Source organism: Ruegeria sp. O4 (genome assembly GCF_056535125.1).
The window spans coordinates 61378-81879 of record NZ_JBQERO010000007.1 but is presented as its reverse complement, the minus strand read 5'-3'; the positions used below and the strand labels follow the sequence as shown (position 1 = coordinate 81879).

The window sequence follows — 20502 nt, the reverse complement described above, 5'->3', positions numbered from 1 at the left end:
GTTTTCCTGTATTTGAGTTCCGGAGCCTTAAGGCTCCGGATAGTGGGTTATGTTAGAAGCCGGCTTTGATCCGCTCGAATTCGGCCAGCATCTTCGCCTCAAGCTCGGGGTTCACAGCATCAAAGAACAAACTGCCCTCGAAAAAGCTTTTGGGATCGGAAAAACCATAGGCTTCTATGCTGCCCTGATCGGCGATTTCGAAAGCTTTTGCGTTGGAATGCGGGTAGCCCCAGTTGTCGATGATGTACTGACCACTGGCAGGGTCCGTAAGCGCGTTCAAAAGGTCATAGACCTGATCGACCGGTGTCGTGGACGATTTCAGATGCACATAGCCACACGCCCAGGTCGCGATGCCCTTGTCCACGTTGCGCATCATGGCCGCGGGCACTTCGTTCCAGATCAGGTTCAGTTCGGACTGGTTCCAGGCCCACCCCATTTCGATCTCGCCACTGGTCATGGCCTGGTCAAACTGACCCGCATCGGACCAATAAAAGCGCATGTTCGGATGGATTGAGCGCAGGAAATCCGATGCTTCCTTGAATTGCTCATCGCTCAGGTTGGTGTAGTCATCCGCGTTTCCGGTGGCCAGCGCGGCCAAGGCATAAGCAGACGATGCAGCATCCGGGATGGCGATTTTGCCTGCATAGGCCGGGTCCGCCATCAATTGCAGTGAGATGTCATCCCCTGATATCTTGTCGGTGCGATAGATAAGACCTGTGTTCCCCCATTCGAACGGCAGCATGTAAAGCTGGCCGTCCAGAACGATGGCGTCGACCTCTTTGATCTCGGGCAGCACATCCGCCCAATTGGTCAGCTTGCTTTCATCCAAAGGCTGAATCAGATCAGCTGCGACCCATTTTCTGACCGCGTCAGAACAAGGATGTGCCAGATCAGCGGTAAAACCGGAACTCAGCTTGGTAAAGGCTTCTTCCTGGCTTCCGAAATAGGAATAGCTTGGCGCTTCATCCCCGTATTTTTCCATGTAGCTGGCAAAGAATCCGGGATCTTCATATCCCGACCAGTCAAAAACCGTCAGATCGGCGCCACCTGCACTGGCACTGCCTGTCGTTATTGCCGTCGCACACGCGAAGGCCGCAATTCCCTGAAGTTTCATTCTATCCTCCCTCTGTTTTATTCCGAGATCGTACCAAGATCGATCACGCTAGCCGCCTGAAGCCCCAGCCAAACGACATCGCCGCGTTTAAAGTCGACCGTGTGGAAATAGTTCGGAACCGAGACCGAGATTGGTTTCTCGGCCCCAGCCACCTGAATGTGGTAGTGAATATTCTCACCGTAGAAGGCGACGTTGCTGACAGTGCCCTGAACCGTTGATGGGTAGTCTTCAGGACGGTCCTCAGCAATCTCCAACTGTTCCGGTCGAATACCGATGTTCATGTTTCTGGCGCTGGTCGCCACATTGGGGTTTCTCTCGATTTCCATCCGCCCGAAGGCAGCCGCATCGATTGACAACATGTCACCGCTTTCGCTCAGTAACCGGGCCGGCAATATGTTCATCTCACCGATGAAGCTGGCCACTTGTTGATCACAGGGACGGGCATAAAGCGTCGTTGGCGTGTCAACTTGTTTGAGTTGTCCGTTGAACATCACGCCGATACGGTCGGACATGGTCATAGCCTCGTACTGGTCATGCGTGACCATCACAAAGGTAATGCCAAGCGACTGTTGCAGATTGCGCATTTCAAACTGCATCTGTTCACGCAGCTTCTTGTCAAGCGCTGACAAGGGTTCATCCAAAAGCAACACCTTTGGCCGCATGATCAGCGCGCGGGCAAGCGCCACCCTTTGACGCTGCCCGCCCGACAACTCGCTTGCGCCGCGATCCTGAAGACCACCCAGTTCGACCATTTCCAAAGCTTCGGCGACGCGCTGGTCGATCTCGGCCTTGGGCGCTTTGCCCCGCAACCCGTAGGCTACGTTGTTCCCGACATTGAGGTGTGGGAAGATTGCGTAGCTTTGGAAGACCATGTTCGTCGGGCGGTTGTTGGCCGGCACTCCTTCCATATCCTGACCGTCAATCAGCACCTTCCCCCTGGTGGGTTCCTGAAAGCCCGCGATCATGCGTAAAACCGTGGTCTTGCCACACCCTGAAGGACCGAGGAGCGAAAAGAACTCACCCTCTCTGAGGTCAAGGTTTATTCCGCTCGCGGCCACAAATGTTCCGTAGCGCTTTTCGACGTCCCTGAGCTCTATGATGTTTCTGTGTGTCATCGGACCTCTGATGCGGATGAACGGCGGCGGAAGTATTCGGCCAGAACCAGAAGCAGAACCGAAGTCAGCAGCAGGATCGACCCCAGCGCCAACACATTTGGAAGCTTGGCGGGGAAACGGATCTGGCTCCAGATGTAAACCGGCAGGGTTGGCTGGTTGCCGGACAGGAAAAAGGCAAGGACGAATTCATCGAAACTGACGGTGAATGTGACCAAAACACTGGCTACGATACCGGGGGCGACGACCGGCAGCGTCACGCGGCGGAAGGTTTCGAACACACCGACGCCCAGATCGTAAGATGCTTCCTCCAGTGATGCATCGAAGTCATCAAAGGCTGATTTCAAGATCGAGACAGAGAACGGCAGCGCGAGAAACGTGTGGCCCAGAATGACGGTCAGCAATGACGGCTTGAGACCAAGAAACAGAAACAGGACCAGCATTGAAGAGGCGACGATAATACCTGGGATCACCAAAGGCAGCATCACCAGACCTTCTGCCGCGCGTTGACCCCGAAAACGGTACCGAACAAAGGCACGGGCGGCGAACAGCCCCATGGCGGTCGACAGAAGGGCAACAACAGTTCCGACGGCAAGCGAGTTCCAAAGCGCCTGGATCAACGTGTCCTGCTCGCCTAGCTTACGATACCAGTCCAGTGTCCAGCCCTTAATCGGGAACGCAACGATTGTGCCGCTATTGAAAGAGAACAGGGGCAGGAACAGAACCGGCAGATACAGAAACAGCAGATACAGGAACGCATAGGCTGTCAGGGTCGAAGGACGTCTCATCTGATCCGCCTCCCCAGCCGCGTCGCGGACATCACAAACACGATGGCCACAAAACCCACCGAAAGCATTGCGATCAGCGACAGCGTGGCCCCAAGGGGCCAGTTGTTGGCGGCCCCGAACTGCACCTGAATAAGATTGGCGATCATCTTCCCGTCTGAACCACCAACCAAAGCCGGGGTCACATAATCACCGACGGTAGGGATGAAGATGATCAGGCAAGCAGCAATGATACCTGGGATCGTCAGTGGCAGGGTCACCCGCATGAAACGTTGAAAGGGGCTGTTCCCAAGATCTGTGGCAGCCTCAAGAAGGCTCGGATCGATCTTTTGCAGTGAGACATAGATCGGCAGGATCGCAAATGGTGCCCAGGCATGAGCGAGCGTCAGCACGACTGCGAATTCGTTGTAGAGCAGGAAGTCGAGAGGTTCGCTGATCAAACCCAGCGCCAGAAGCGCAGAGTTCATCACGCCGTTGAACCCCAGAATGAGCTTCCAGGCAAATACGCGCAGCAGATAGCTGGACCAAAACGGAATGGTGATGAGCAGAAGCCAGATGGTCTTTTTCTGGGCCTTCATCGCGATAAAATACGCGATGGGATAGGCCAGCGCGACGGTGACTATGGTCACCGCTCCGGCAATCCAGATTGATCTGAGCATCAGGTGCCGGACCAGCGGATCCGCAAACGCATCGCTGTAATTCTTCAGTGTCGGTGTCTTGTCGAGCGTCACATAGGTTTGGGTCCAGAATGAATAGGCAATCAGGATCACCAATGGCGCCGCGACCAGAAAGCCCACGTAAGCCGTGGCTGGCGCGCTGAGGGTATATCCCCGGGACGCTTCGCTGCGAAAGATCACCCAACCTCCCTTCCCGCAATTCACGAGTCACTAATGGACGATCGTCCATTAAATGTTGCGCCAGAATGGCCTTTCGTGTCAATATTCCTGTGAGCTACCTCTATGAGACATTCACAAACGGTTGGTAACATTGAATAAAGCGCAAAGTGTCAAGGAACAAAAACGCGGTTCAAAGCGGGATCCGGAAGCCAATAAACAGCTACTGATCGACGCGACTCTGGACACGATTGCCGATATTGGGGTTACCGATACCTCGGTCAGCCGAATCTGCGAGCGCTCCGGTCTGTCACGCGGAATGATCCATTTGCATTTCGGGGGTAAGGACAATTTACTGACCGCAGCCGCCCAGCATTTCAGCACCGAGTATTATGCCGAGATGGACAGACGGACAGATCTGGGCGCGAGCGCAAGACCCGAAGACCGTGTTATGGCAGTGATTGAGGCCGACCTGTCAGAAGCACTGCTCAATCCCCGCAGTACTAAAATCTGGCATGCGTTTCGGGGTATCGCAAGCTCTCATCCAGGTATCGCCCGTTACAGCAGCACTCAGGATGACAAACTTGTCGAAACCTTGCGGTCCGCGTTCACAGAGATAGCCTCGGAAAACAGGGGCGACCCGAACCTGGTAGATGACGCAACCAGCGGAACGCTGGCCTTGCTGGAGGGGATGTGGGTGAACTACCTAACCGATATGCAGGGATTTTCACGCCGCCGCTCTGTCAACCTTGTTCGAAGGTTTTTATGCGGACTTTTCCCCGGAAAATTCTAGGTCTAAGTCTAGGCGGCGTTCCAATTCAAATTGGATAGCTCGGAGACAGAAGTTTCTGAGAGATAATTGTTCCGGGCGCATGCAATCAGCTCGCCTGTGCTTTCGTTTTGCAAGATTCGCGATAGCCGTGCCAACACTTAAATGTCCTTACTTCAGATACTGACAGGTGACGAAGCACCCTGCCCCACGGGCCCTAACGCGCTTGTCCCACTTGTCGAACAGATACAGGTTCTTCGTACCCAAACTGGATATGCGTGACCTTTCCCATAGGCGTGGACTCTGGCTTTACCATCAAAACAATGCCCACACGCCGCCGAAAAAATGTTTCACTTTGGGGAATTTTTTCCAATCGCCTTCGTAATTGTATTGTCTGTCATCCGGCAGACCTGAAACAGTCGGAGAATCCAATGTCCCTAAAGTCCCTTACTTTTTCTGGTGTCGCGCTGGTTGCGACTGCAACCGGTTCATTTGCGGATGGTCACACCGGTGCGCCAGCCGTAACTGGCAAGCTCAACGGAGAAACCTTCCTGATGGATGCGCACAAGATGACTCTCTATACCTTTGACAAGGACGAAACAGGCGTTTCGAATTGCTATGATGACTGTGCCACCAAATGGCCGCCGCTGATGGGTGATGCCAACATGGAACTGAAAAAAGGCTACAGCCTGATCGAACGCAAAGATGGCAGCGTTCAGATCGCCTACAAAGGAAAGCCGCTTTATCTATGGTTCAAAGACGAAAACCCTGGGGACATGACAGGGGACGGTGTAAAAGGTGTTTGGCATATCGCACGCCCCTGAACCTTGGTGCCGGGGGAAGGTTTCCTCCCCCGGCTTACGTACATGCTTCAGTCATTTGAAAACCAGCTTGAAAACTGCCTCCCCGATCTTTGGCGTTATGCCTGGTCGCTGACCCGTGATCGGGATGCGGCGGATGATCTGGTGCAGGATTGTGTTGAACGCGCCCTGCGCAAACGATTGCTTTGGCTTCCGGGGCGGCCGTTGAAACCATGGCTCACTAAAATATTGTTGAACCTCTACCGGGACAGGTGGCGTCGAGAGGCCAGATTTAACACTGTCGATCTAGACAACATTTCGACGCTGGCAGCAACGACAAGCACAGTCGAAGAATGGTTGGAAATCAAGGCTGTCTGGAAGGCGCTGGATTCTGTTCCTCAAGATCAGCGAGAAGCCCTTCTTTCTGTTGTCATTGGTGGATTAAGCTATGACGAAGCGGCCACAACTTTGTCCATTCCAAAGGGTACGCTGATGTCGCGGATCTCGCGCGCCCGCACTAAAATCAAATCTGAAATGGACGCTTCAGCCGCCGTGAAGATCAGGAGCGTGAAATGACGCACATCCCATCCATCGAAGACCTGGTTCAGCGTAGCATAGACGGTGAATTGACATCGGAAGAAAGCGAACGCCTTGACCGTCACCTTGAACATCACCCGGACGATGCAGCGCGCATCCGTGCATTACGGCGTCAATCAGACCTGATAAACAAGGCGGTCCCTGTTCCTTCTGCGGCACATCTTCGAAGTCTGCGGAAACAGGCCAAGCCGCCCTCGCCAGTCTCTTTGAGGCTGGTTGCTTCGGTCGCGGTTTTTGCCGTTGGTTTTGGTTTGGGGTCTTATTTGCAACCTTGGGAGAGCCGAGCAACCGACGATCTGGCATTGTTTTCGCAACACGCAAAAGCGGCGCATTCTTTGTTCGCCGTTGAAGTTCTTCACCCTGTGGAGGTCGCCGCTACGGAAAAAGATCACTTGCAAACCTGGCTCTCCAATCGATTGGGCTCTGCCATTATCGCGCCACAACTTGGGGAAACCGGGTTTACCCTGATTGGAGGACGCCTTCTGCCCGCAGGCGACCATGCCTCAGCTTTATTTATGTATGAGAATGCAGAGGGTGATCGGTTGAGTTTGATGGCCACGCACGGCGACACAATTCAAACTCAATCGTTTCGGTTTCGACAAGAGGACGGATATCTCGTCGTCTTCTGGCAGGACGGACCCTGGCAGTATACGTTGGTCGGGGACCAGAAACGTGACCCGATGGAACACATCGCCCGCTTGGCGCATGGTCAAATGATCTAGTAACCGCCTTGACGGGCTTCATTCGCACAGAAATTTGGCGACAATCCTTTAGAGTTATGGCAGATCATCCAGCAACATCGGGTACAGCAAGTTTCCTGCCTGCGGCCCGGCCCCGAGGTAATCAACCCATTGATCGGTCGACTCGTTGTACCGCCGGTACCGTTCGATCTTGTCATATAGCCCGTTGACGATGGTTTGCTGCTCTGAAATCGGAAGGCGCACCCAATCATCTTCAGTGATAGTCATGATCTGAGACTTATAGGGCAAGTCAGACAGGTATTCGTCCAACGCTACAGCTTCGGCAAGGCTGGGGTCTGACTGGCGTGATACCTTATCAGGTCTGCGGCTCATGTCTGCGGCAACTCCAAGAACCTGTGCAAAGAACTGATCAGGGTTTACGACGTTCCGCTCGGCCTGGTCGACAATGATCCGCAATGCTTCTTCCAGGTTACTCAGATCCACCTTCGAGATTTTCAATGAAATTACCCTTTGATATCAGAGATAAACTCTCACTCGCAAATGATATTTTTACCTTCCTTGGGCACCTCGGTGCCGGAGTTGGCGCATTTCTTGCGTTTCTCGGTATTACTTCCAATTTGACGAACAATACGTCCAGTATTGTGTTCAATGTTCAGGTTTCTTCACTGTCTTTACCTGTCCGCCTGACATTATTAGTTTTAGTCGCTGCGGCATTGGGATGGGGATTGGGTGCACTTGTCGGAAAGCTAAGTCAGCAAAGAAATGAGTCTCTTGGCTTTGCAGCTTATGTCGTCGCGCTTTTGTGGGGCGGCCTTATGGTGGGGGCCGCTGACTGGCTTTCTATTGCGCCCCACCAACAGGTCTTGCCGGAAATCCTGTTATTCACTGTCGCAGGAACGGGTCTTGCCCTGTGGGTCGCTGGATTCCATTTTCAAAGCGCCGGTGCAGGTGGGAGGCGAGCACTGCGGGTCAGGTGCGACGCGCTGTTCCTATTCTCGATCGGCGCGGCCCTTTTTATGGTGCTTACTTTGTTGGGGGCGCGGACATGAAGCTCAGTGGACCTCTGGATTCAAAAAACGCCGCGCGCCTGCTGAGCGCCGCCGCTGTCCTAGATTTTATGTTTCTGGGTTTTGTATTGGTCACTTTGGAACCTGTGTTGCGTCAGGAACTACGGTTGGGAAATACCGGTCTGGCCTTACCGGTAGGGCTTTATCTGATCCTGGTTCTTAGCTACTGGTTGATCTGCGAAGGTTTTCTTGGTGGGCACAGCCTGGGACGATATGCCTTACGTCTGAATATGCGCGACAAACGCGGCAATCCGGTATCTCATATGCGGCGTTCTACCCGCGCGTTGAAGAAGATCATGTCGTTTGGCTTAACCGGAGCAAATCCGAACGTCGCATCCCGGTATGACAGGGCCGCCGATGTGACATGGTACAGCCCGATGGCTCCCCGCGCCTTGGCCTTTTGGCAACTGGTTGTTCTGAACGGCCCGGATCGCGGCAAGTTTGTCGAATTTCGGAATGTTAAAGGCTTGTCTAACACACATCAGATCAAAATCGGGCGTGACAAGAACTGGGCTGATCTTGCGCTTTCTCGCAGCGAAAGAACTTCGGGTCAGCATTGTGTTTTACGCGTAGAAAAAACGGGCGATCTTTTTATTCGTGATATGGGCTCAACGAACGGAACCTGGACAGGTGGACGGCGTGTCGGTCCTGAAAAATGGGTACCGTTGGCCGCGGATGGTCGGTTCCGTGTAGGAAATGTCCAGATTGCCACGGTCAGGTGACCAGTTCCAACGTACCGCGGGTTTTAGCATAGTTTGTTAGCTACAAATGCACGGCAGGTATTTCGGCTGGTTAATTCCCTAAATTTGATTTTGGAATTGGTTAATCACTCAGGATTCCACGGTCATCAATTGCGATCCGGTTGCGACAAGACCTCGGTACAGGTTTCGGGCGGATCACCCTGACGTCATGGTAAATTTGTTTGACATTTGACTACCGATATCTCATATTTCTGTCATGACAGAAACAAATGACTTATCCGAATCCTCGGCCCGTTCACAATTCATCCTCTATTGGGGTGATATGGGCAGCCAGTGGGGCGTGAACCGATCCGTAGCGCAGATACATGCGCTTTTGTACCTCAGCACTTCGCCCATGAATGCCGAAGAAATCGCAAACGAACTTGGCATCGCCCGGTCAAATGTTTCAAACTCGCTGAAAGAGCTGGCCGGATGGCGTTTGATCCACCGCGTGCCCGTCCCCGGTGATCGTCGCGAGCACTTCGCAGCCGAAACCGATGTCTGGAACATGGCCCTTCTGATTGCAAAAGGCCGCAAAGAGCGCGAGATCGACCCCGCGATGCGGGCGTTGGACATCTGCGTGCAACAAGCCTCGGACGAGGCTGATCTGTCCCCTGTCGTATTGGAGAGAATGCAAAATATGCAACAGTTCCTGACTACGGCCGACCAATGGTCCGAGCAAATGCTGTCGGTCCCCAAGTCCAAGCTTTCGGCTCTTATGAAGATGGGCGACAAGATCTTCACGCTTCTCAAGATCGGGAGCAAGAAAGGCAAGTCGTAAAAAAATTTTGAGAAAATATTTCTCTTCATACAGAAATAACAGCAACTACAGCATATGGTGTGATATGAAACTGAGCAATTTCTCTCCGCATGTTATGGACATGTCCGATCAAAGGTTTCGCAACTTGGTTGGCCCAGCAGCTTGGGCCGCCCTGCCCCATCAGGTCCGGGCGCGGTTTGGTCATTGCCTAGCGAACGGCGCCAGCGTGGTCTATCAGGGCAAAGTTGTAGCAATGCGGCTGACGCTGGCCGGGCAATTGCTGGCGCATCTGGCCCGTCTGATCGGCGGCCCCCTACCCTTTGATACATCCAGCGTGGATCAGCCCGCGATTGTCACCGTGACCGAGGATAGTTCCGTTAACGGACAGTTCTGGATCCGCCAGTATGGGCGCGACGGAGGGTTTCCTCAAGTTATCCACAGCTCAAAACGGTTCTCTGGACCGACCGGGATCGAAGAATACATCGGCGCCGGTATCGGTATCGCATTACGCGTTCAAGCAGACCGCACCGGTCTCCGCTTTCTCAGCGATCATTACTTCGTTCAATTGGGTGATAGGAAACTGCGCCTCCCGCGCTGGATTCGCCCTGGCGTTCTGACCATCACTCACACCGATCTTGGCGACGCGCGGTTTCTGTTTTCCCTAAGCCTTCATAGCCGCCTGTTCGGAGAGTTGATCCACCAGGACGCCATTTTTTACGACAGAAAGGATCCGACATGACTGACCCGCTGCTTTGGACATTGATTGCCCTTCAGATCTCGATGGGTGCATTCGACACGCTGGTGCACCATGAAGGCACCGAGCGGCTGGCCTGGCGCCCTTCGCAACAGACCGAACTGCGCCTGCATGGGGTCAGGAACGCGTTCTACGCCGTCATCTTCCTGTGCCTTGGATGGTTCGAACCCCACGGCACGTTTACCATTGCTCTGACCATAATCCTGGGCCTTGAGGTCCTGATTACCCTTTGGGATTTCGTTGAAGAGGACCTGACCCGCCGTCTCCCCGCCACAGAACGGGTCAATCACACTTTGCTGGCGCTGAATTATGGTGCGATCCTCGCGCTGGCTGCCCCATACCTTTGGACCTGGTCTGCCCTGCCGTCAGAGATGGTACCCGTCCATCACGGCGGTTGGAGCATCATGGCGACCCTTGCCGCGATTGGTGTGGCGCTGTTCAGCGCGCGCGATTTGGTGGCGGCCGCACGCAGCACGCGGTTGAATGCTGTCAACGCGACCTCTCTGGTCGCGCAACTCGCGCCCCGACAACATCTGCTGATCACGGGTGGCACCGGTTTCATCGGACAACGCCTGGTCGAAGCCCTGGTTGCTGGCGGCCACCACGTCACCGTCCTGACCCGCAATCTGCAAAAGGTCGACGCTTTGACCCATCCGGTACGCCTGATCACCTCACTCGAGCAAATTGACAACACAGAGCGTTTTGACGCCATCGTCAATCTGGCGGGTGAGCCGGTAGCAAACGCGCATTGGACGCCTCGGAAACGCGCGCGCATCCTGCAGTCTCGGCTCAAGATGACGAAAGATTTGGTCGCACTGATCCGCAGGCTGGATCAAAAACCATCTTGTCTGATCACCGGCTCCGCCGTGGGCTGGTATGGGCTGCGGCAAGACGAGACCCTCACCGAAGACGACACGCACTGCCCCGCCTTCATCCATGAGGTGTGCGACACATGGGAGCGCGCCGCTGCGCCAGTCGTGGATATGGGCGTCCGGGTTGTGCAACTGCGTATCGGTCTGGTGCTGGGGGTTGAAGGCGGCATGCTGGCCCGAATGCTGACACCTTTCGAGTTTGGTGCCGGTTGTCAGCTGGGAAATGGACAACAGTGGATGCCCTGGATCGAACGGGATGATCTGATCCGCGTCATCGCATTCGCCATGTCGGATTCGGATATCAACGGCCCGCTCAACGCCACTGCTCCAAACCCGGTGCGCAACGCAGAGTTCACACAGGCTTTGGCAAGCGCATTGAACCGCCCTGCCCTGATACGTCTGCCTGCTTGGCTGATCACAAACGTCGCAGGGGATATGGGACGTGAAACGATACTGGGTGGCCAGCGTGTCATTCCGGCAAAACTGCTACGCAGCGGGTTCCGTTTCAATAGCCCCGAGCTGGCCCCCGCCCTTGCCAGGATCACGGGCGCTCGGGCCGCCTCAAACAGCGTCAGCTCTGAGAAACGCCGCGCCTGACCCGCGCCCGCTGCGCAACGCCGGGATCCAGAAAATCCCGGTGTTGCACGAGGCAAGGGTTGGTCGTGTTACGGCTTGGCTTGCTTGTTGGTGCACAGACCCAGAAGCGCATAGATCGGACAGAACTTCATGAATGCTGTCACCACAAACACAGCCCCAAGCCAACCCCAGGGGCCGATAGTACCGGTCAGTGCCAGAAGGAGCAGCACACCACCGAGGATCAGGCGCAGAATCCGGTCGACAGAACCAACATTTGACGTGAATTGCATGGTCGAATCTCCTTGATTGTCTGGCCCAAGATTCACTGTTTTCCAAGTCGTGTTATGTGACGAGGTCACACAACCCCCGTTCTTGCATGGTGGTGCAGGGCTGGGCGGTCCTGCAGATAAATCACACCTCGCTCAAGCCTGACCCACCCGCGATGTTCAAAATCCTTGAGAATACGGGACATGACTTCGCGTGCGCTGCCCAGTTCGGCCGCAATGCGCTGGTGCGTGATGCGGATATCGCTCGAAGGTGCGCCCTGATCCAAAAGCCACTGCGCCAATTTCAGGTCCATCCGGTTAAGTAGAAGATCATCGATAACCTCGGACAGCTCAACAATGCGTTGTGAAAACGCCATGAAGACCGCGCCCCGAAACTCGGCATCTGTAGCCAGCAACGTGTTGAACTTGTCCCGCCCGATGGCCAGCGCCGTCACCGGCCCCTCGGCATAACCGAACCCTGAATAGGGGATGTCCGACAACATGCACGAGGTCGTCATAACGCAACTGTCGTACGGGCCAACCCGATAAAGAACAACGGTGCGTCCCGACGGGCTGGTTTGTTCCACCCGGACGATGCCCGAACGGACGATCAAAAACATCTCACCGTAAGCGCCCGGTGCAAACAGTTGGGATCCGTCTGGTATAGTCAGATTACTTCCTGCGGACTTGAGCCGGTCGAGAATGGCCTGGCTCCAGTTCTGTTGGGTCACCGCTTTACCTCCGTCTCACACTCACTCCCGGATTTTTAGCCTTGGGGACCTCGCGAGCAAACCCAATTTGCCTGTGACAAACCCACCCGCGCGGAACCAAAGTTGACAATTCTACTACGGTCTTAATAGAGGCGGCATCAGTGGAGATGGCGACTCTATTGGCCTGCCAGTTGGGCAAAGTGCTGAAATGGACGGAGTCCAGGGGAGGTCTGCCCTTAGCGGATCATGTTTTTCTGTTTAATGGTCGTCAGGGCAAATGCGGTTGAAGCAACGGATTTGATTGCCAGCATGGGTCTGGATCCTCTGTCGCTAAAACGCCGTTTTATTCGGTAGGCACGGATTTGAAACAGAATCGAAACGAAGCGCTTCACGATGCGTTCGCGCCTACGGGTTGATTGATGAGTGCTTTCGGCTTGGTTGTTCAAGCCTTTGTGCGAGATGCGTCCATGCATCTCGCCTTCGCAGTTTACACAAATGGAAGTGGTAAAAAGTTACCGTGTCAGGTCACGTCAAATCGTCGACACGTGCGTCAGGTGCGTTCCGTTTGACGGAATCGATCCCGTTATCCCGCCCTGAAGTGCTGGTATAGCTCTCGCTGGTGCCGATCACCTGACCGTTGCTGGCCTTCAAGTTGAACATATGACCGCCGGACTTGGTTTCCTTGCGCTCGTACCGGCTGTCATCCGGCGCGTTCTTCTTGACTGACTCGATCCCGTTCGTGGCACTCGCCTTTTGAACATATCCTTCACTGGCCAGAATGATTTCACCATTCCCTGCTTTCAGACGAAATCGAAATTCACCAGCCTTGTCTTTATATATCTCGAACTTCCCGGCCATTTGACGCCTACTCCTCTGTTCTACTTTCGATTTTTTCAAATACATTCCTATAATTAAACATTCGTCTCAAGAAAAAAGATGAGGCGAGCAATCTACCCAGAGCAAGATACCCCCAAAGTCACAGGTAAGATCGAAATGGATGATCTGATGCTGGCTTCGGTTCCATTCGTTACACCTCGCCAGAACTGGCAGGATGCGAGCAAACCCGTCCTTTACCAAGGGACCTCAGCAGCCACCTAGCGATCAGCTTCAGCCATCCGCGTTCTCCATCCCCCATGCCGCCAGCAGTTTCGGCAACGCTACGTTCCAGTCCATCACGCCGACGGTTTCCGCCCAAGCCTGGTATTGATGGATCATGTCTTTCTCAAGGGCGGCGTTGCGGCCCGCTAGGTCGGTCAACTCGGTACGGTCGGCCTCGATATCGTAAAGCTCCCAGGGGCGGTCATGCAGTCGAACCAGCTTGAACTGGCCCAACCGGATGGCGGCATTGCCCTCGTGCTCCCAGAAGATCGGCTGCTCGCGCTGCCAGTCCTTGCCCTTCATTAGACCTAGCAGAGATTCCCCTTGCAACGGTTGGATATCATGACCGCCCACCTCTGTCTGATAGGCGCCTCCGGTGGCTTCCAGGATGGTCGGCAGAATATCGACCACATGGCAAGCTGCATGAGCTGTGCCGCGCGGTTCGAACCCATTTGGCCAATGGGCCACCAGTGGCGTGGAGATACCGCCCTCGTGGACATAATGCTTGTAAAGCCGGAACGGCGCATTGGAGACATTGGCCCACGGTTTGTCATAGCTCTGGAAGGTTTGGGCATCGCCGGGGCGCAGATCCGTCACATTGCCCATGGTGATCTGCCTGCCGTCATGGGTGCGGTCGGGATAGAACTTGGCCCAGCCGTCCTCGGCCATGAACTCGGCGCAGCCGCCGTTGTCTGACAGGAACAGGATCAGCGTGTTGTCGAACTGACCGAGCCGTTTCAGGGCCGCAACCAGCGTGCCGATCGACTGATCCATTCGGTCCACCATCGCCGCGTAGGTGGCCATCTTGCTGGCCTCCCAGTCCCGGTTCTGTTCCTGCTCCCAACCATGTACAGTGCTGTCGCGGGGCGAGATGTCCCAGCCGCGCTGGAACACACCCTGACCGTTCATGGTTTCATGGCGCGCGGTGCGAATATGGTCCCAGCCTTTTGAATAGACCCCATCGTATTTTGCGATGTCCTCGGGGTGGGCGTGCAACGGCCAGTGCGGCGCTGTGTGGGCTAGGTAAAGGAAGAAGGGTTTTTCTTCCGCCACAGCGCCTTCGATCATACCAATAGCCTTTTGGGTGATGGCGTCGGTGAAGTAGAAGTCATCGGGGAAGGTTTCGACCCGACTGTCATCCTCCAGCATGTAATGCGGCGAAAAGAAATGTGTGGCCCCATCCATGATCCCGTAAAACCGGTCAAAGCCGCGTTGGCGCGGGGTTGGGTGTTCGACGTCGCCAACCCGCCAACTGTCCACCTTACGGGCTTCAAAATCACCCGCCACATGCCACTTCCCCGACATCAGCGCGGCATAACCGCTAGCGCGCAGATGCTCGGCAATCGTGGCACTGTCATTGCGCAGGAAGCCCTGATAGGCAGGGCTGCCCAGATTGGCGCCCATGTGGCCAACGCCTGCATTATGCGGATAAAGCCCGGTCAGAAGCGAAGCACGGGTGGGGCAGCAGCGGGCGCAGTTGTACATCGCCGACAGCATAACACCGCCCCGCGCAAGGGCGTCGATGTTGGGGGTCTGGATTTCAGAACCGGTGCAGCCGAGATCGGCAAATCCCATGTCGTCCGCAAGGATCAGGATGACATTGGGCCGGCTGGTTGCTGCCTGTGAGTTGAGGTGGGTCATTGCGATACTTTCGCTAAGGTCAGGCCGCAGCAGCGGGCGCGAGGGGCACGCCCTCCACGGTGACACGATGCATCAGGCGGCGGAAGCCGTGATAATCATTGATCGCCTTATGCCAGGTGGCGCGGTTGTCCCACATGGTGATGTCACCGGCCTGCCAGCGCACACGGCATTGAAATTCGGGTTGCTGGCAATGGGCATAGAGCATGGCCAGAAGCGCCTCGGACTCAGCCGGGGCCAAACCCTCGATACGGGTGGTGAAGACCGGGTTCACAAAAAGGCCACGCCGTCGGCTCAGGGGATGCGTGATAACAACCGGATGCCGGGCGTCCTGGGTTGCGGCCTCTGCATTGCCCAGACGTCCTGACTTTACTGCCTCGCTATCCATTACGGCAGCGCCGAATACATGCCGCGAGGAATGCACGGCCGTCAGCTCGCCGAGAAACCGGCGCATCGGGGCCGAGAGCGCCTCGTAGGCGGCCCCCATAGAGACAAACAGCGTATCGCCGCCGTAAGGCGGCATTTCGATCGCATGCAAAATCGAGCCCATCGCCGGTTCCTGATCATAAGAATGATCGGTATGCCAACCTTCTCCAACGGCTTCTTTCTGGTCCTTCTCTTTCAGCACCATGGCGATCTCGGGGTGCCCTTTGACCGGCTTGAAGAACCGGTTCACGTTGACCGGCCCGAAACGGCGGGCAAAGGCCAGGTGATCTTCCGGGCCCACATCCTGCCCCCTCAGCACAATCACCGAGTATTTGGCAAAAGCAAGCTGAATGGCGCCAAAATCTGCATCGCTGCGGACATCCGCACCCAGAATTTCGGCACCGAGCCCCCCCGTCAGTGGAAGAATCTCCATGTGAGTCTCCTGTTTGTCCCAAAAGCAGCATAGGGCTTGCCAAAAGGTCGATAAAACTGATTTAATACACCTCAAAAGTCAGTTTTTTAGATGATTAATTTCACCCTTCGCCAACTCGCCTACCTGTCAGAAACCGCCCGGCGGGGCGGTATTGCCCAGGCTGCCCGGCAATTGAATGTTTCTCCCGCCGCGATTGCCTCAGCGGTGGACAAACTGGAGGCGACCACCGGCGTGACCCTGTTCGACCGCTTTCCGGCGCAAGGCATGCGGCTGACGCCTGCGGGAAAGGAATTTTTTGCCCAGGCTGAGGCGCTGCTGGCGCAGGCCGCGGCGCTGGACAGGCAGGCCGAGAACCTGGCGTCAGGACGCACTGGCAGGATCCACATCGGCACTCATCACGCACTGGCACAGCGGATCGTCCTGCCTGCGGTGCTTGCCTTCCGCGAAAGCTACCCAGACGTTCGTGTCGAGGTGAAGGAAGCGGATTATCCGACCTTGGTGGACGCACTGGACAGTGGCGAAGTGGATGCGCTGGTGGTCTTTGACCAGGGGTTCGATCTCAAGCGGCATGAGGCAGAAGTGCTGCTGGAGCTGCCGCCCCTGGTTCTGCTGTCAGGCGAACACCCTTTGGCAGCAAAAGCCCGGATCAGCCTGTCCGACCTGATCGGACTGCCCTATATCGCTGTATCACCAGCCGGGCCCGGCCCTAGCTATCTTCAACTGCTGCAGGCCGCAGGCGTTCACCCCGAAGTGCCATTCCAATCCCAATCACGCGAGCTTGTTCAGGCCTACGTCGGCAAGGGGTTCGGCTTCACCCTGGCAGGCTTCCCGCCCAAGCAGGATCGCACGATTGAAGGCGACCCCATCGTTGCGCGACCGCTCGAGGAAAGCATCGGACACTACAGGGTGGTGATTGCCCGCTCTCGCCAAACAGTGCAGACAGCGTTGATTGACCGGTTTCTAGAGATTTGCAGGTCGCCGATCTCTGTGCCTAGCCTTGCAGGTAAACCGTTGAATGAAAAAGCCAGTACATCTCGTTAGCGAATCCTGAAACAAGGCAGTTGATGCTGCCGTGCGGGTCATGGAACCTGCGGTTCGCTGCATGAGCAAACTCCTACTCTGCCCGAGCTCGGGAATATCGGGACTTTTGCCTGGCGTCGCATTGAGAACAGACACGCATTTGGCGACAGTTCTTCATGATGAGATGACCTCAGCTGATTCTACACCTCAATCCACGGATCGCACCCTTGCGGGCGTTGCACTGATGCTTGGATTTTGCCTGACTGCTCCCTTGCTCGATGTAGCTGCCAAGCTCGCATCGGCCAGTGTGCCGGTTGGGCAGATAACGGCCGCTCGCTTTGTATTGCAAGTTGCGTTGATGGGACCGTTTGTCTGGAAAATGGGACTGTCATTGCGTGTCGCGAGCGGTGAATTGATGGTACTTGTATTCCGCTCAATACTTTTGCTGTTCGCGACTTTTTGTTTCATTACGGCTATCCGAGTGATGCCGCTTGCTGATGCCCTTGCCATCGTGTTTGTGGCACCGTTCATTGTCTTGCTGGTCGGCAAGTTTTACCTTGGTGAAGATGTCGGTCCTCGTCGCGTCGGGGCAGCTCTTGTGGGGTTTGTCGGGGTATTGTTCGTCATCCAACCCAGCTTCGCGGCTTTCGGCGCAGTGGCAATTATTCCTCTCGGTACGGCTGTTGCTTTCGCTTTCTACATTCTTGTGACGCGGGGCTTGTCGCGACGGATGCACCCGGTGGCTCTGCAATTTCACACTGGCCTGGTTGCCAGTCTGTTTTGCATTCCAATCTTATTGGTTGCGCAAGGTTCTGGTTCCGAACTTTTCGATCCCGTTTGGCCGAAAGACATTGCACTGTTGTGGCTTCTTGGGACCGGTTTTTTTGCGACGGTAAGCCACATGATGATGACTTATGCGCTGTCATTTGCCCCGTCTGCCACATTGGCTCCTTTGCAGTATTTTGAGCTGCCGGTAGCAACCTTGTTTGGCTACCTTGTCTTCAATGACTTTCCGAACAGGCTTAGCCTGCTTGGCATTGCCATCATCATCGGTGCAGGTCTGTACATGATACATCGCGAAAGAGTTACTGCCAGACAGTTGATCACAGCGCGCGCAGCACCTCCAATCTAAGATTGCACGTGATTGCAACCTTGTGCAGACCTTGATGGATCGAGCGGCCCCTGCCAGGTTCCCTTCTGTGCTCAAAGGGTGTTCCACCATTGGATTTCCTGGTCGGGTCGCCTTTTCATACAGCAATGTCGGAAGCAGTGAATTCTTACGCATAGCTTCCCAAGTAAAGTGCTTTCGACAACCAAACTCATCAGGTGTTGAAACTGACCAGCGGAGCCGACCCTGGACAGTTTTCAAACAGCAGATTTGGCCGAAGGGGCACGAAAGTGGCGCACCTACTCGATTCGTTTCAATTGAAACACCTGACTTTGCGCAACCGCATCGTCAGCACGTCCCATGCGCCGAATTTTGTTGAAGATGGCCATCCCCGGGACCGCTACAGGTTGTATCACGAGGAAAAGGCAAAGGGCGGGGTTGCCCTGACCATGGTCGGTGGGTCGACCAATATCGCCCCTGATAGCCCATCGGTGTTCGGCCAGCTTTATACCGGTGATGACAGCGTCATTCCATGGTTTCGGAAACTAACGGATGGCGTTCACGAACATGGTGCCGCGATCATGTGTCAGATCACTCATATGGGGCGCCGCACTGCATGGGATGATGGCCATTGGCTGCCTGTCATAGCTCCGTCCAGTATCCGCGAACGTGCACACCGTTCCTTTCCCAAGGCCATGGAACAAGAAGACATCAACCGCGTGATTGACGATTTCGCAGCCGCTGCGCGTCGCTGTCAGCAGGGAGGATTCGACGGGATCGAGCTCCTGTCCCACTCACACCTTCTGGGGCAATTCCTGTCCCCGCTGACAAACAAGCGCGACGATGACTATGGTGGAACGCTGGAGAACCGCATGCGCCTGACCTTGCAGGTGCTCGACGCCGTGCGCGCCGAAGTCTGCGCTGATTTCATCCTGTCGATGCGCGTCACCGGCGATGAGCTGAATGAAGGTGGGCTGAGCGCTGAAGAATGCATTGCCGCATCCAGGATGCTTGAGAATTCCGGCCATGTCGACCTGCTCAACATCCTTGCCGGCGCGCCTTACGATGATCTTGGCTTGGCCGAATGGGTGCGCCCTATGGGCCTACCAGCGGCGCCGCATGTTTCTATAGCCGGGCGCATCCGTGACGCTGTCGATTTACCGATCCTGCACGCGGGAGGGATTGCGGATATTGCCACGGCCCGCCACGCGGTCTCCGGCGGCCATGTCGATCTGGTGGGCATGACCCGCGCACAGATGGCAGATCCCTATCTGGTAGAAAAACTCGCGCGAGGGGAAGAAGAACGCATCCGCCCCTGTGTCGGCTTGGGCTACTGCGTGGACCGGGTCAATCAGGGCAAACCTGCCGTTTGCGGACATAATGCCGCCACGGGGCGTGAGCAGACCTTGCCTCATATCATCGCCTACAGCGACACCCGAAAGAAAGTTGTTGTCGTCGGCGGCGGGCCCGGCGGACTGGAGGCCGCACGGGTCTGCGCCCTGCGCGGTCACGAAGTCGTGCTGTTCGAGGCATCGGATCGGCTGGGCGGGCAGTTGGTTCTGGCCTCTAAAGGGAAAACGCGCAGACAGGTCTGGGGCGTAGCTGACTGGTTGATTTCCGAAGTGACTTTGCTTGGGATCGATATCCGCTTGAACACCTATGCCGAAGCTGATGACGTGATATCCGAAGCCCCCGATTTGGTGATCGTTGCAACAGGCGGCTGGCCCGAAACCACAGTTATCCCCGGCGGCGACCTGGCAATTTCCAGTTGGGACGTGTTGTCGGGCGAGGCACGTGTCTCGGGCGAGGTGCTGTTGTTCGATGAAGTCGGCGACCACCCTGCGGCTGTAACTGCCGACGCGCTGGCGGGCAATGGTTGCAGTGTAAATCTTGTAACCCCGGACCGGGCACTTCTGCATGACCTTGGCCCAACGACCTCTGCCGTCGCCTTACGCGATCTGGCCGCCAATGGAGTTACCTTCACCTGCCTGCAAGAGCTTACCTCCCTGGTGCGCGAAGATGATGGAGTTCGCGCCAGCCTGCGTCATGTGTTGACGGGGGATGTCACTGAACGTCTTGTTGATCACGTAGTCGTAGAACATGGCCTGTCCCCAATGGACGGACTTTTTCACGATCTCAAACCAAGCTCGCGGAACCACGGGCAGGTTGAACACAAGGCGCTTATTGGTGGGACATTTCCATTCGTTGACACCAATCTAAGCGGCCGTTTCCATTTGGCCCGAATTGGCGACGCAGTTACAAGCCGAAATATACACGCCGCAATTCTCGATGCATTGCGGATATGTGTAACTGTCTGAAAGAA

General features: G+C 55.6%; 24 protein-coding genes. 13 read left to right on the top strand and 11 right to left on the bottom strand.

The window, feature by feature from the left end; translation table 11 throughout:
* Positions 1 to 52: 52 nt before the first annotated feature.
* The 4 genes from ACR0J7_RS10565 to ACR0J7_RS10550 are packed head-to-tail and all read right to left on the bottom strand — an operon-like array spanning position 53 to position 3868.
* Positions 53 to 1114: an ABC transporter substrate-binding protein gene (locus ACR0J7_RS10565; protein ID WP_480483509.1), complete on the bottom strand. Its 1062-nt coding sequence runs from the start codon at positions 1112 to 1114 to the stop codon at positions 53 to 55.
* A 17-nt stretch (positions 1115 to 1131) separates the two neighbouring features.
* Positions 1132 to 2229 (bottom strand): ABC transporter ATP-binding protein, encoded by a 1098-nt coding sequence (locus tag ACR0J7_RS10560; RefSeq protein WP_480483511.1) that lies wholly within the window; start codon positions 2227 to 2229, stop codon positions 1132 to 1134.
* On the bottom strand, positions 2226 to 3014 hold the full coding sequence (locus tag ACR0J7_RS10555; RefSeq protein WP_480588105.1) for an ABC transporter permease: 789 nt from the start codon (positions 3012 to 3014) through the stop codon (positions 2226 to 2228). Before ACR0J7_RS10555 ends, ACR0J7_RS10560 begins: the two co-directional genes overlap by 4 nt.
* A complete protein-coding gene (locus ACR0J7_RS10550; protein ID WP_267366088.1) occupies positions 3011 to 3868 on the bottom strand; it encodes an ABC transporter permease in 858 nt (285 codons plus the stop codon). The genes ACR0J7_RS10555 and ACR0J7_RS10550 overlap by 4 nt, the downstream gene beginning before the upstream one ends.
* A gap of 130 nt (positions 3869 to 3998) precedes the next feature.
* On the opposite strand from ACR0J7_RS10550, the gene ACR0J7_RS10545 reads away from it, so the two are divergent.
* The 4 genes from ACR0J7_RS10545 to ACR0J7_RS10530 all read left to right on the top strand — a co-directional run bounded on the left by ACR0J7_RS10545 (position 3999) and on the right by ACR0J7_RS10530 (position 6732).
* Positions 3999 to 4637 carry a TetR family transcriptional regulator C-terminal domain-containing protein gene (locus tag ACR0J7_RS10545; protein ID WP_480773836.1) on the top strand — a complete coding sequence of 213 codons (639 nt, stop codon included), beginning with the start codon at positions 3999 to 4001 and terminating at the stop codon, positions 4635 to 4637.
* Positions 4638 to 5044: 407 nt separating this feature from the next.
* The gene (locus ACR0J7_RS10540; protein WP_480832995.1) at positions 5045 to 5437 is read left to right on the top strand and encodes a COG4315 family predicted lipoprotein; all 393 of its coding nucleotides are present in this window, start codon (positions 5045 to 5047) and stop codon (positions 5435 to 5437) included.
* Positions 5438 to 5443: 6 nt separating this feature from the next.
* Positions 5444 to 5989, top strand: a complete 546-nt coding sequence (locus ACR0J7_RS10535) for an RNA polymerase sigma factor (RefSeq protein ID WP_480899740.1) — start codon at positions 5444 to 5446, stop codon at positions 5987 to 5989.
* Complete coding sequence (locus ACR0J7_RS10530; protein ID WP_480914172.1) at positions 5986 to 6732, top strand: anti-sigma factor family protein; 747 nt, start codon at positions 5986 to 5988, stop codon at positions 6730 to 6732. The genes ACR0J7_RS10535 and ACR0J7_RS10530 overlap by 4 nt, the downstream gene beginning before the upstream one ends.
* 54 nt (positions 6733 to 6786) lie before the next feature.
* Here the strand turns inward: ACR0J7_RS10530 and ACR0J7_RS10525 are convergent, their stop codons facing one another.
* A complete protein-coding gene (locus ACR0J7_RS10525) occupies positions 6787 to 7194 on the bottom strand; it encodes a hypothetical protein (protein ID WP_480914169.1) in 408 nt (135 codons plus the stop codon).
* Positions 7195 to 7208: 14 nt separating this feature from the next.
* Between ACR0J7_RS10525 and ACR0J7_RS10520 the strand changes: the two genes are divergently transcribed.
* The 5 genes from ACR0J7_RS10520 to ACR0J7_RS10500 all read left to right on the top strand — a co-directional run bounded on the left by ACR0J7_RS10520 (position 7209) and on the right by ACR0J7_RS10500 (position 11501).
* On the top strand, positions 7209 to 7760 hold the full coding sequence (locus ACR0J7_RS10520; RefSeq protein ID WP_480914166.1) for a hypothetical protein: 552 nt from the start codon (positions 7209 to 7211) through the stop codon (positions 7758 to 7760).
* The gene (locus ACR0J7_RS10515) at positions 7757 to 8500 is read left to right on the top strand and encodes an FHA domain-containing protein (protein WP_480483552.1); all 744 of its coding nucleotides are present in this window, start codon (positions 7757 to 7759) and stop codon (positions 8498 to 8500) included. The genes ACR0J7_RS10520 and ACR0J7_RS10515 overlap by 4 nt, the downstream gene beginning before the upstream one ends.
* A 235-nt stretch (positions 8501 to 8735) precedes the next feature.
* Positions 8736 to 9299: a GbsR/MarR family transcriptional regulator gene (locus tag ACR0J7_RS10510; RefSeq protein WP_480914164.1), complete on the top strand. Its 564-nt coding sequence runs from the start codon at positions 8736 to 8738 to the stop codon at positions 9297 to 9299.
* A 100-nt stretch (positions 9300 to 9399) separates the two neighbouring features.
* Positions 9400 to 10017 (top strand): DUF4166 domain-containing protein, encoded by a 618-nt coding sequence (locus ACR0J7_RS10505; protein ID WP_480899750.1) that lies wholly within the window; start codon positions 9400 to 9402, stop codon positions 10015 to 10017.
* Complete coding sequence (locus ACR0J7_RS10500; protein WP_480914160.1) at positions 10014 to 11501, top strand: TIGR01777 family oxidoreductase; 1488 nt, start codon at positions 10014 to 10016, stop codon at positions 11499 to 11501. The genes ACR0J7_RS10505 and ACR0J7_RS10500 overlap by 4 nt, the downstream gene beginning before the upstream one ends.
* A gap of 68 nt (positions 11502 to 11569) precedes the next feature.
* On the opposite strand, the gene ACR0J7_RS10495 is transcribed toward ACR0J7_RS10500, so the two are convergent.
* From ACR0J7_RS10495 to ACR0J7_RS10480, 4 genes are all read right to left on the bottom strand, one after another.
* Positions 11570 to 11770 (bottom strand): YgaP family membrane protein, encoded by a 201-nt coding sequence (locus tag ACR0J7_RS10495; RefSeq protein ID WP_480871235.1) that lies wholly within the window; start codon positions 11768 to 11770, stop codon positions 11570 to 11572.
* A 65-nt stretch (positions 11771 to 11835) separates the two neighbouring features.
* Positions 11836 to 12477 carry a Crp/Fnr family transcriptional regulator gene (locus ACR0J7_RS10490; RefSeq protein WP_480911363.1) on the bottom strand — a complete coding sequence of 214 codons (642 nt, stop codon included), beginning with the start codon at positions 12475 to 12477 and terminating at the stop codon, positions 11836 to 11838.
* A 215-nt stretch (positions 12478 to 12692) separates the two neighbouring features.
* Complete coding sequence (locus ACR0J7_RS10485; RefSeq protein ID WP_480773844.1) at positions 12693 to 12929, bottom strand: hypothetical protein; 237 nt, start codon at positions 12927 to 12929, stop codon at positions 12693 to 12695.
* 52 nt (positions 12930 to 12981) lie between these two features.
* A complete protein-coding gene (locus ACR0J7_RS10480) occupies positions 12982 to 13314 on the bottom strand; it encodes a YegP family protein (RefSeq protein WP_480539187.1) in 333 nt (110 codons plus the stop codon).
* A gap of 78 nt (positions 13315 to 13392) precedes the next feature.
* Between ACR0J7_RS10480 and ACR0J7_RS10475 the strand changes: the two genes are divergently transcribed.
* A complete protein-coding gene (locus tag ACR0J7_RS10475; protein ID WP_480539185.1) occupies positions 13393 to 13554 on the top strand; it encodes a hypothetical protein in 162 nt (53 codons plus the stop codon).
* A 9-nt stretch (positions 13555 to 13563) separates the two neighbouring features.
* On the opposite strand, the gene ACR0J7_RS10470 is transcribed toward ACR0J7_RS10475, so the two are convergent.
* Positions 13564 to 15195: an arylsulfatase gene (locus ACR0J7_RS10470; RefSeq protein ID WP_480773845.1), complete on the bottom strand. Its 1632-nt coding sequence runs from the start codon at positions 15193 to 15195 to the stop codon at positions 13564 to 13566.
* A gap of 19 nt (positions 15196 to 15214) precedes the next feature.
* Positions 15215 to 16051: a TauD/TfdA dioxygenase family protein gene (locus ACR0J7_RS10465; RefSeq protein ID WP_480899758.1), complete on the bottom strand. Its 837-nt coding sequence runs from the start codon at positions 16049 to 16051 to the stop codon at positions 15215 to 15217.
* Positions 16052 to 16141: 90 nt separating this feature from the next.
* Between ACR0J7_RS10465 and ACR0J7_RS10460 the strand changes: the two genes are divergently transcribed.
* The 3 genes from ACR0J7_RS10460 to ACR0J7_RS10450 all read left to right on the top strand — a co-directional run bounded on the left by ACR0J7_RS10460 (position 16142) and on the right by ACR0J7_RS10450 (position 20497).
* Positions 16142 to 17092: a LysR family transcriptional regulator gene (locus ACR0J7_RS10460; protein WP_480899760.1), complete on the top strand. Its 951-nt coding sequence runs from the start codon at positions 16142 to 16144 to the stop codon at positions 17090 to 17092.
* Between the two features lie 163 nt (positions 17093 to 17255).
* A complete protein-coding gene (locus tag ACR0J7_RS10455; protein WP_480914256.1) occupies positions 17256 to 18203 on the top strand; it encodes a DMT family transporter in 948 nt (315 codons plus the stop codon).
* A gap of 266 nt (positions 18204 to 18469) precedes the next feature.
* Complete coding sequence (locus ACR0J7_RS10450) at positions 18470 to 20497, top strand: oxidoreductase (protein ID WP_480914155.1); 2028 nt, start codon at positions 18470 to 18472, stop codon at positions 20495 to 20497.
* Positions 20498 to 20502: the final 5 nt, after the last annotated feature.

Coding starts and splice junctions, on each gene's coding strand:
- ACR0J7_RS10500 (WP_480914160.1), top strand. CDS start 10,014: ATGACTGACCCGCTGCTTTGGACATTGATTGCCCTTCAGATCTCGATG.
- ACR0J7_RS10565 (WP_480483509.1), bottom strand. CDS start 1,114: ATGAAACTTCAGGGAATTGCGGCCTTCGCGTGTGCGACGGCAATAACG.
- ACR0J7_RS10505 (WP_480899750.1), top strand. CDS start 9,400: ATGTCCGATCAAAGGTTTCGCAACTTGGTTGGCCCAGCAGCTTGGGCC.
- ACR0J7_RS10475 (WP_480539185.1), top strand. CDS start 13,393: ATGAGGCGAGCAATCTACCCAGAGCAAGATACCCCCAAAGTCACAGGT.
- ACR0J7_RS10560 (WP_480483511.1), bottom strand. CDS start 2,229: ATGACACACAGAAACATCATAGAGCTCAGGGACGTCGAAAAGCGCTAC.
- ACR0J7_RS10480 (WP_480539187.1), bottom strand. CDS start 13,314: ATGGCCGGGAAGTTCGAGATATATAAAGACAAGGCTGGTGAATTTCGA.
- ACR0J7_RS10460 (WP_480899760.1), top strand. CDS start 16,142: ATGATTAATTTCACCCTTCGCCAACTCGCCTACCTGTCAGAAACCGCC.
- ACR0J7_RS10555 (WP_480588105.1), bottom strand. CDS start 3,014: ATGAGACGTCCTTCGACCCTGACAGCCTATGCGTTCCTGTATCTGCTG.
- ACR0J7_RS10510 (WP_480914164.1), top strand. CDS start 8,736: ATGACAGAAACAAATGACTTATCCGAATCCTCGGCCCGTTCACAATTC.
- ACR0J7_RS10485 (WP_480773844.1), bottom strand. CDS start 12,929: ATGCATGGACGCATCTCGCACAAAGGCTTGAACAACCAAGCCGAAAGC.
- ACR0J7_RS10530 (WP_480914172.1), top strand. CDS start 5,986: ATGACGCACATCCCATCCATCGAAGACCTGGTTCAGCGTAGCATAGAC.
- ACR0J7_RS10540 (WP_480832995.1), top strand. CDS start 5,045: ATGTCCCTAAAGTCCCTTACTTTTTCTGGTGTCGCGCTGGTTGCGACT.
- ACR0J7_RS10520 (WP_480914166.1), top strand. CDS start 7,209: ATGAAATTACCCTTTGATATCAGAGATAAACTCTCACTCGCAAATGAT.
- ACR0J7_RS10455 (WP_480914256.1), top strand. CDS start 17,256: ATGACCTCAGCTGATTCTACACCTCAATCCACGGATCGCACCCTTGCG.
- ACR0J7_RS10495 (WP_480871235.1), bottom strand. CDS start 11,770: ATGCAATTCACGTCAAATGTTGGTTCTGTCGACCGGATTCTGCGCCTG.
- ACR0J7_RS10515 (WP_480483552.1), top strand. CDS start 7,757: ATGAAGCTCAGTGGACCTCTGGATTCAAAAAACGCCGCGCGCCTGCTG.
- ACR0J7_RS10465 (WP_480899758.1), bottom strand. CDS start 16,051: ATGGAGATTCTTCCACTGACGGGGGGGCTCGGTGCCGAAATTCTGGGT.
- ACR0J7_RS10470 (WP_480773845.1), bottom strand. CDS start 15,195: ATGACCCACCTCAACTCACAGGCAGCAACCAGCCGGCCCAATGTCATC.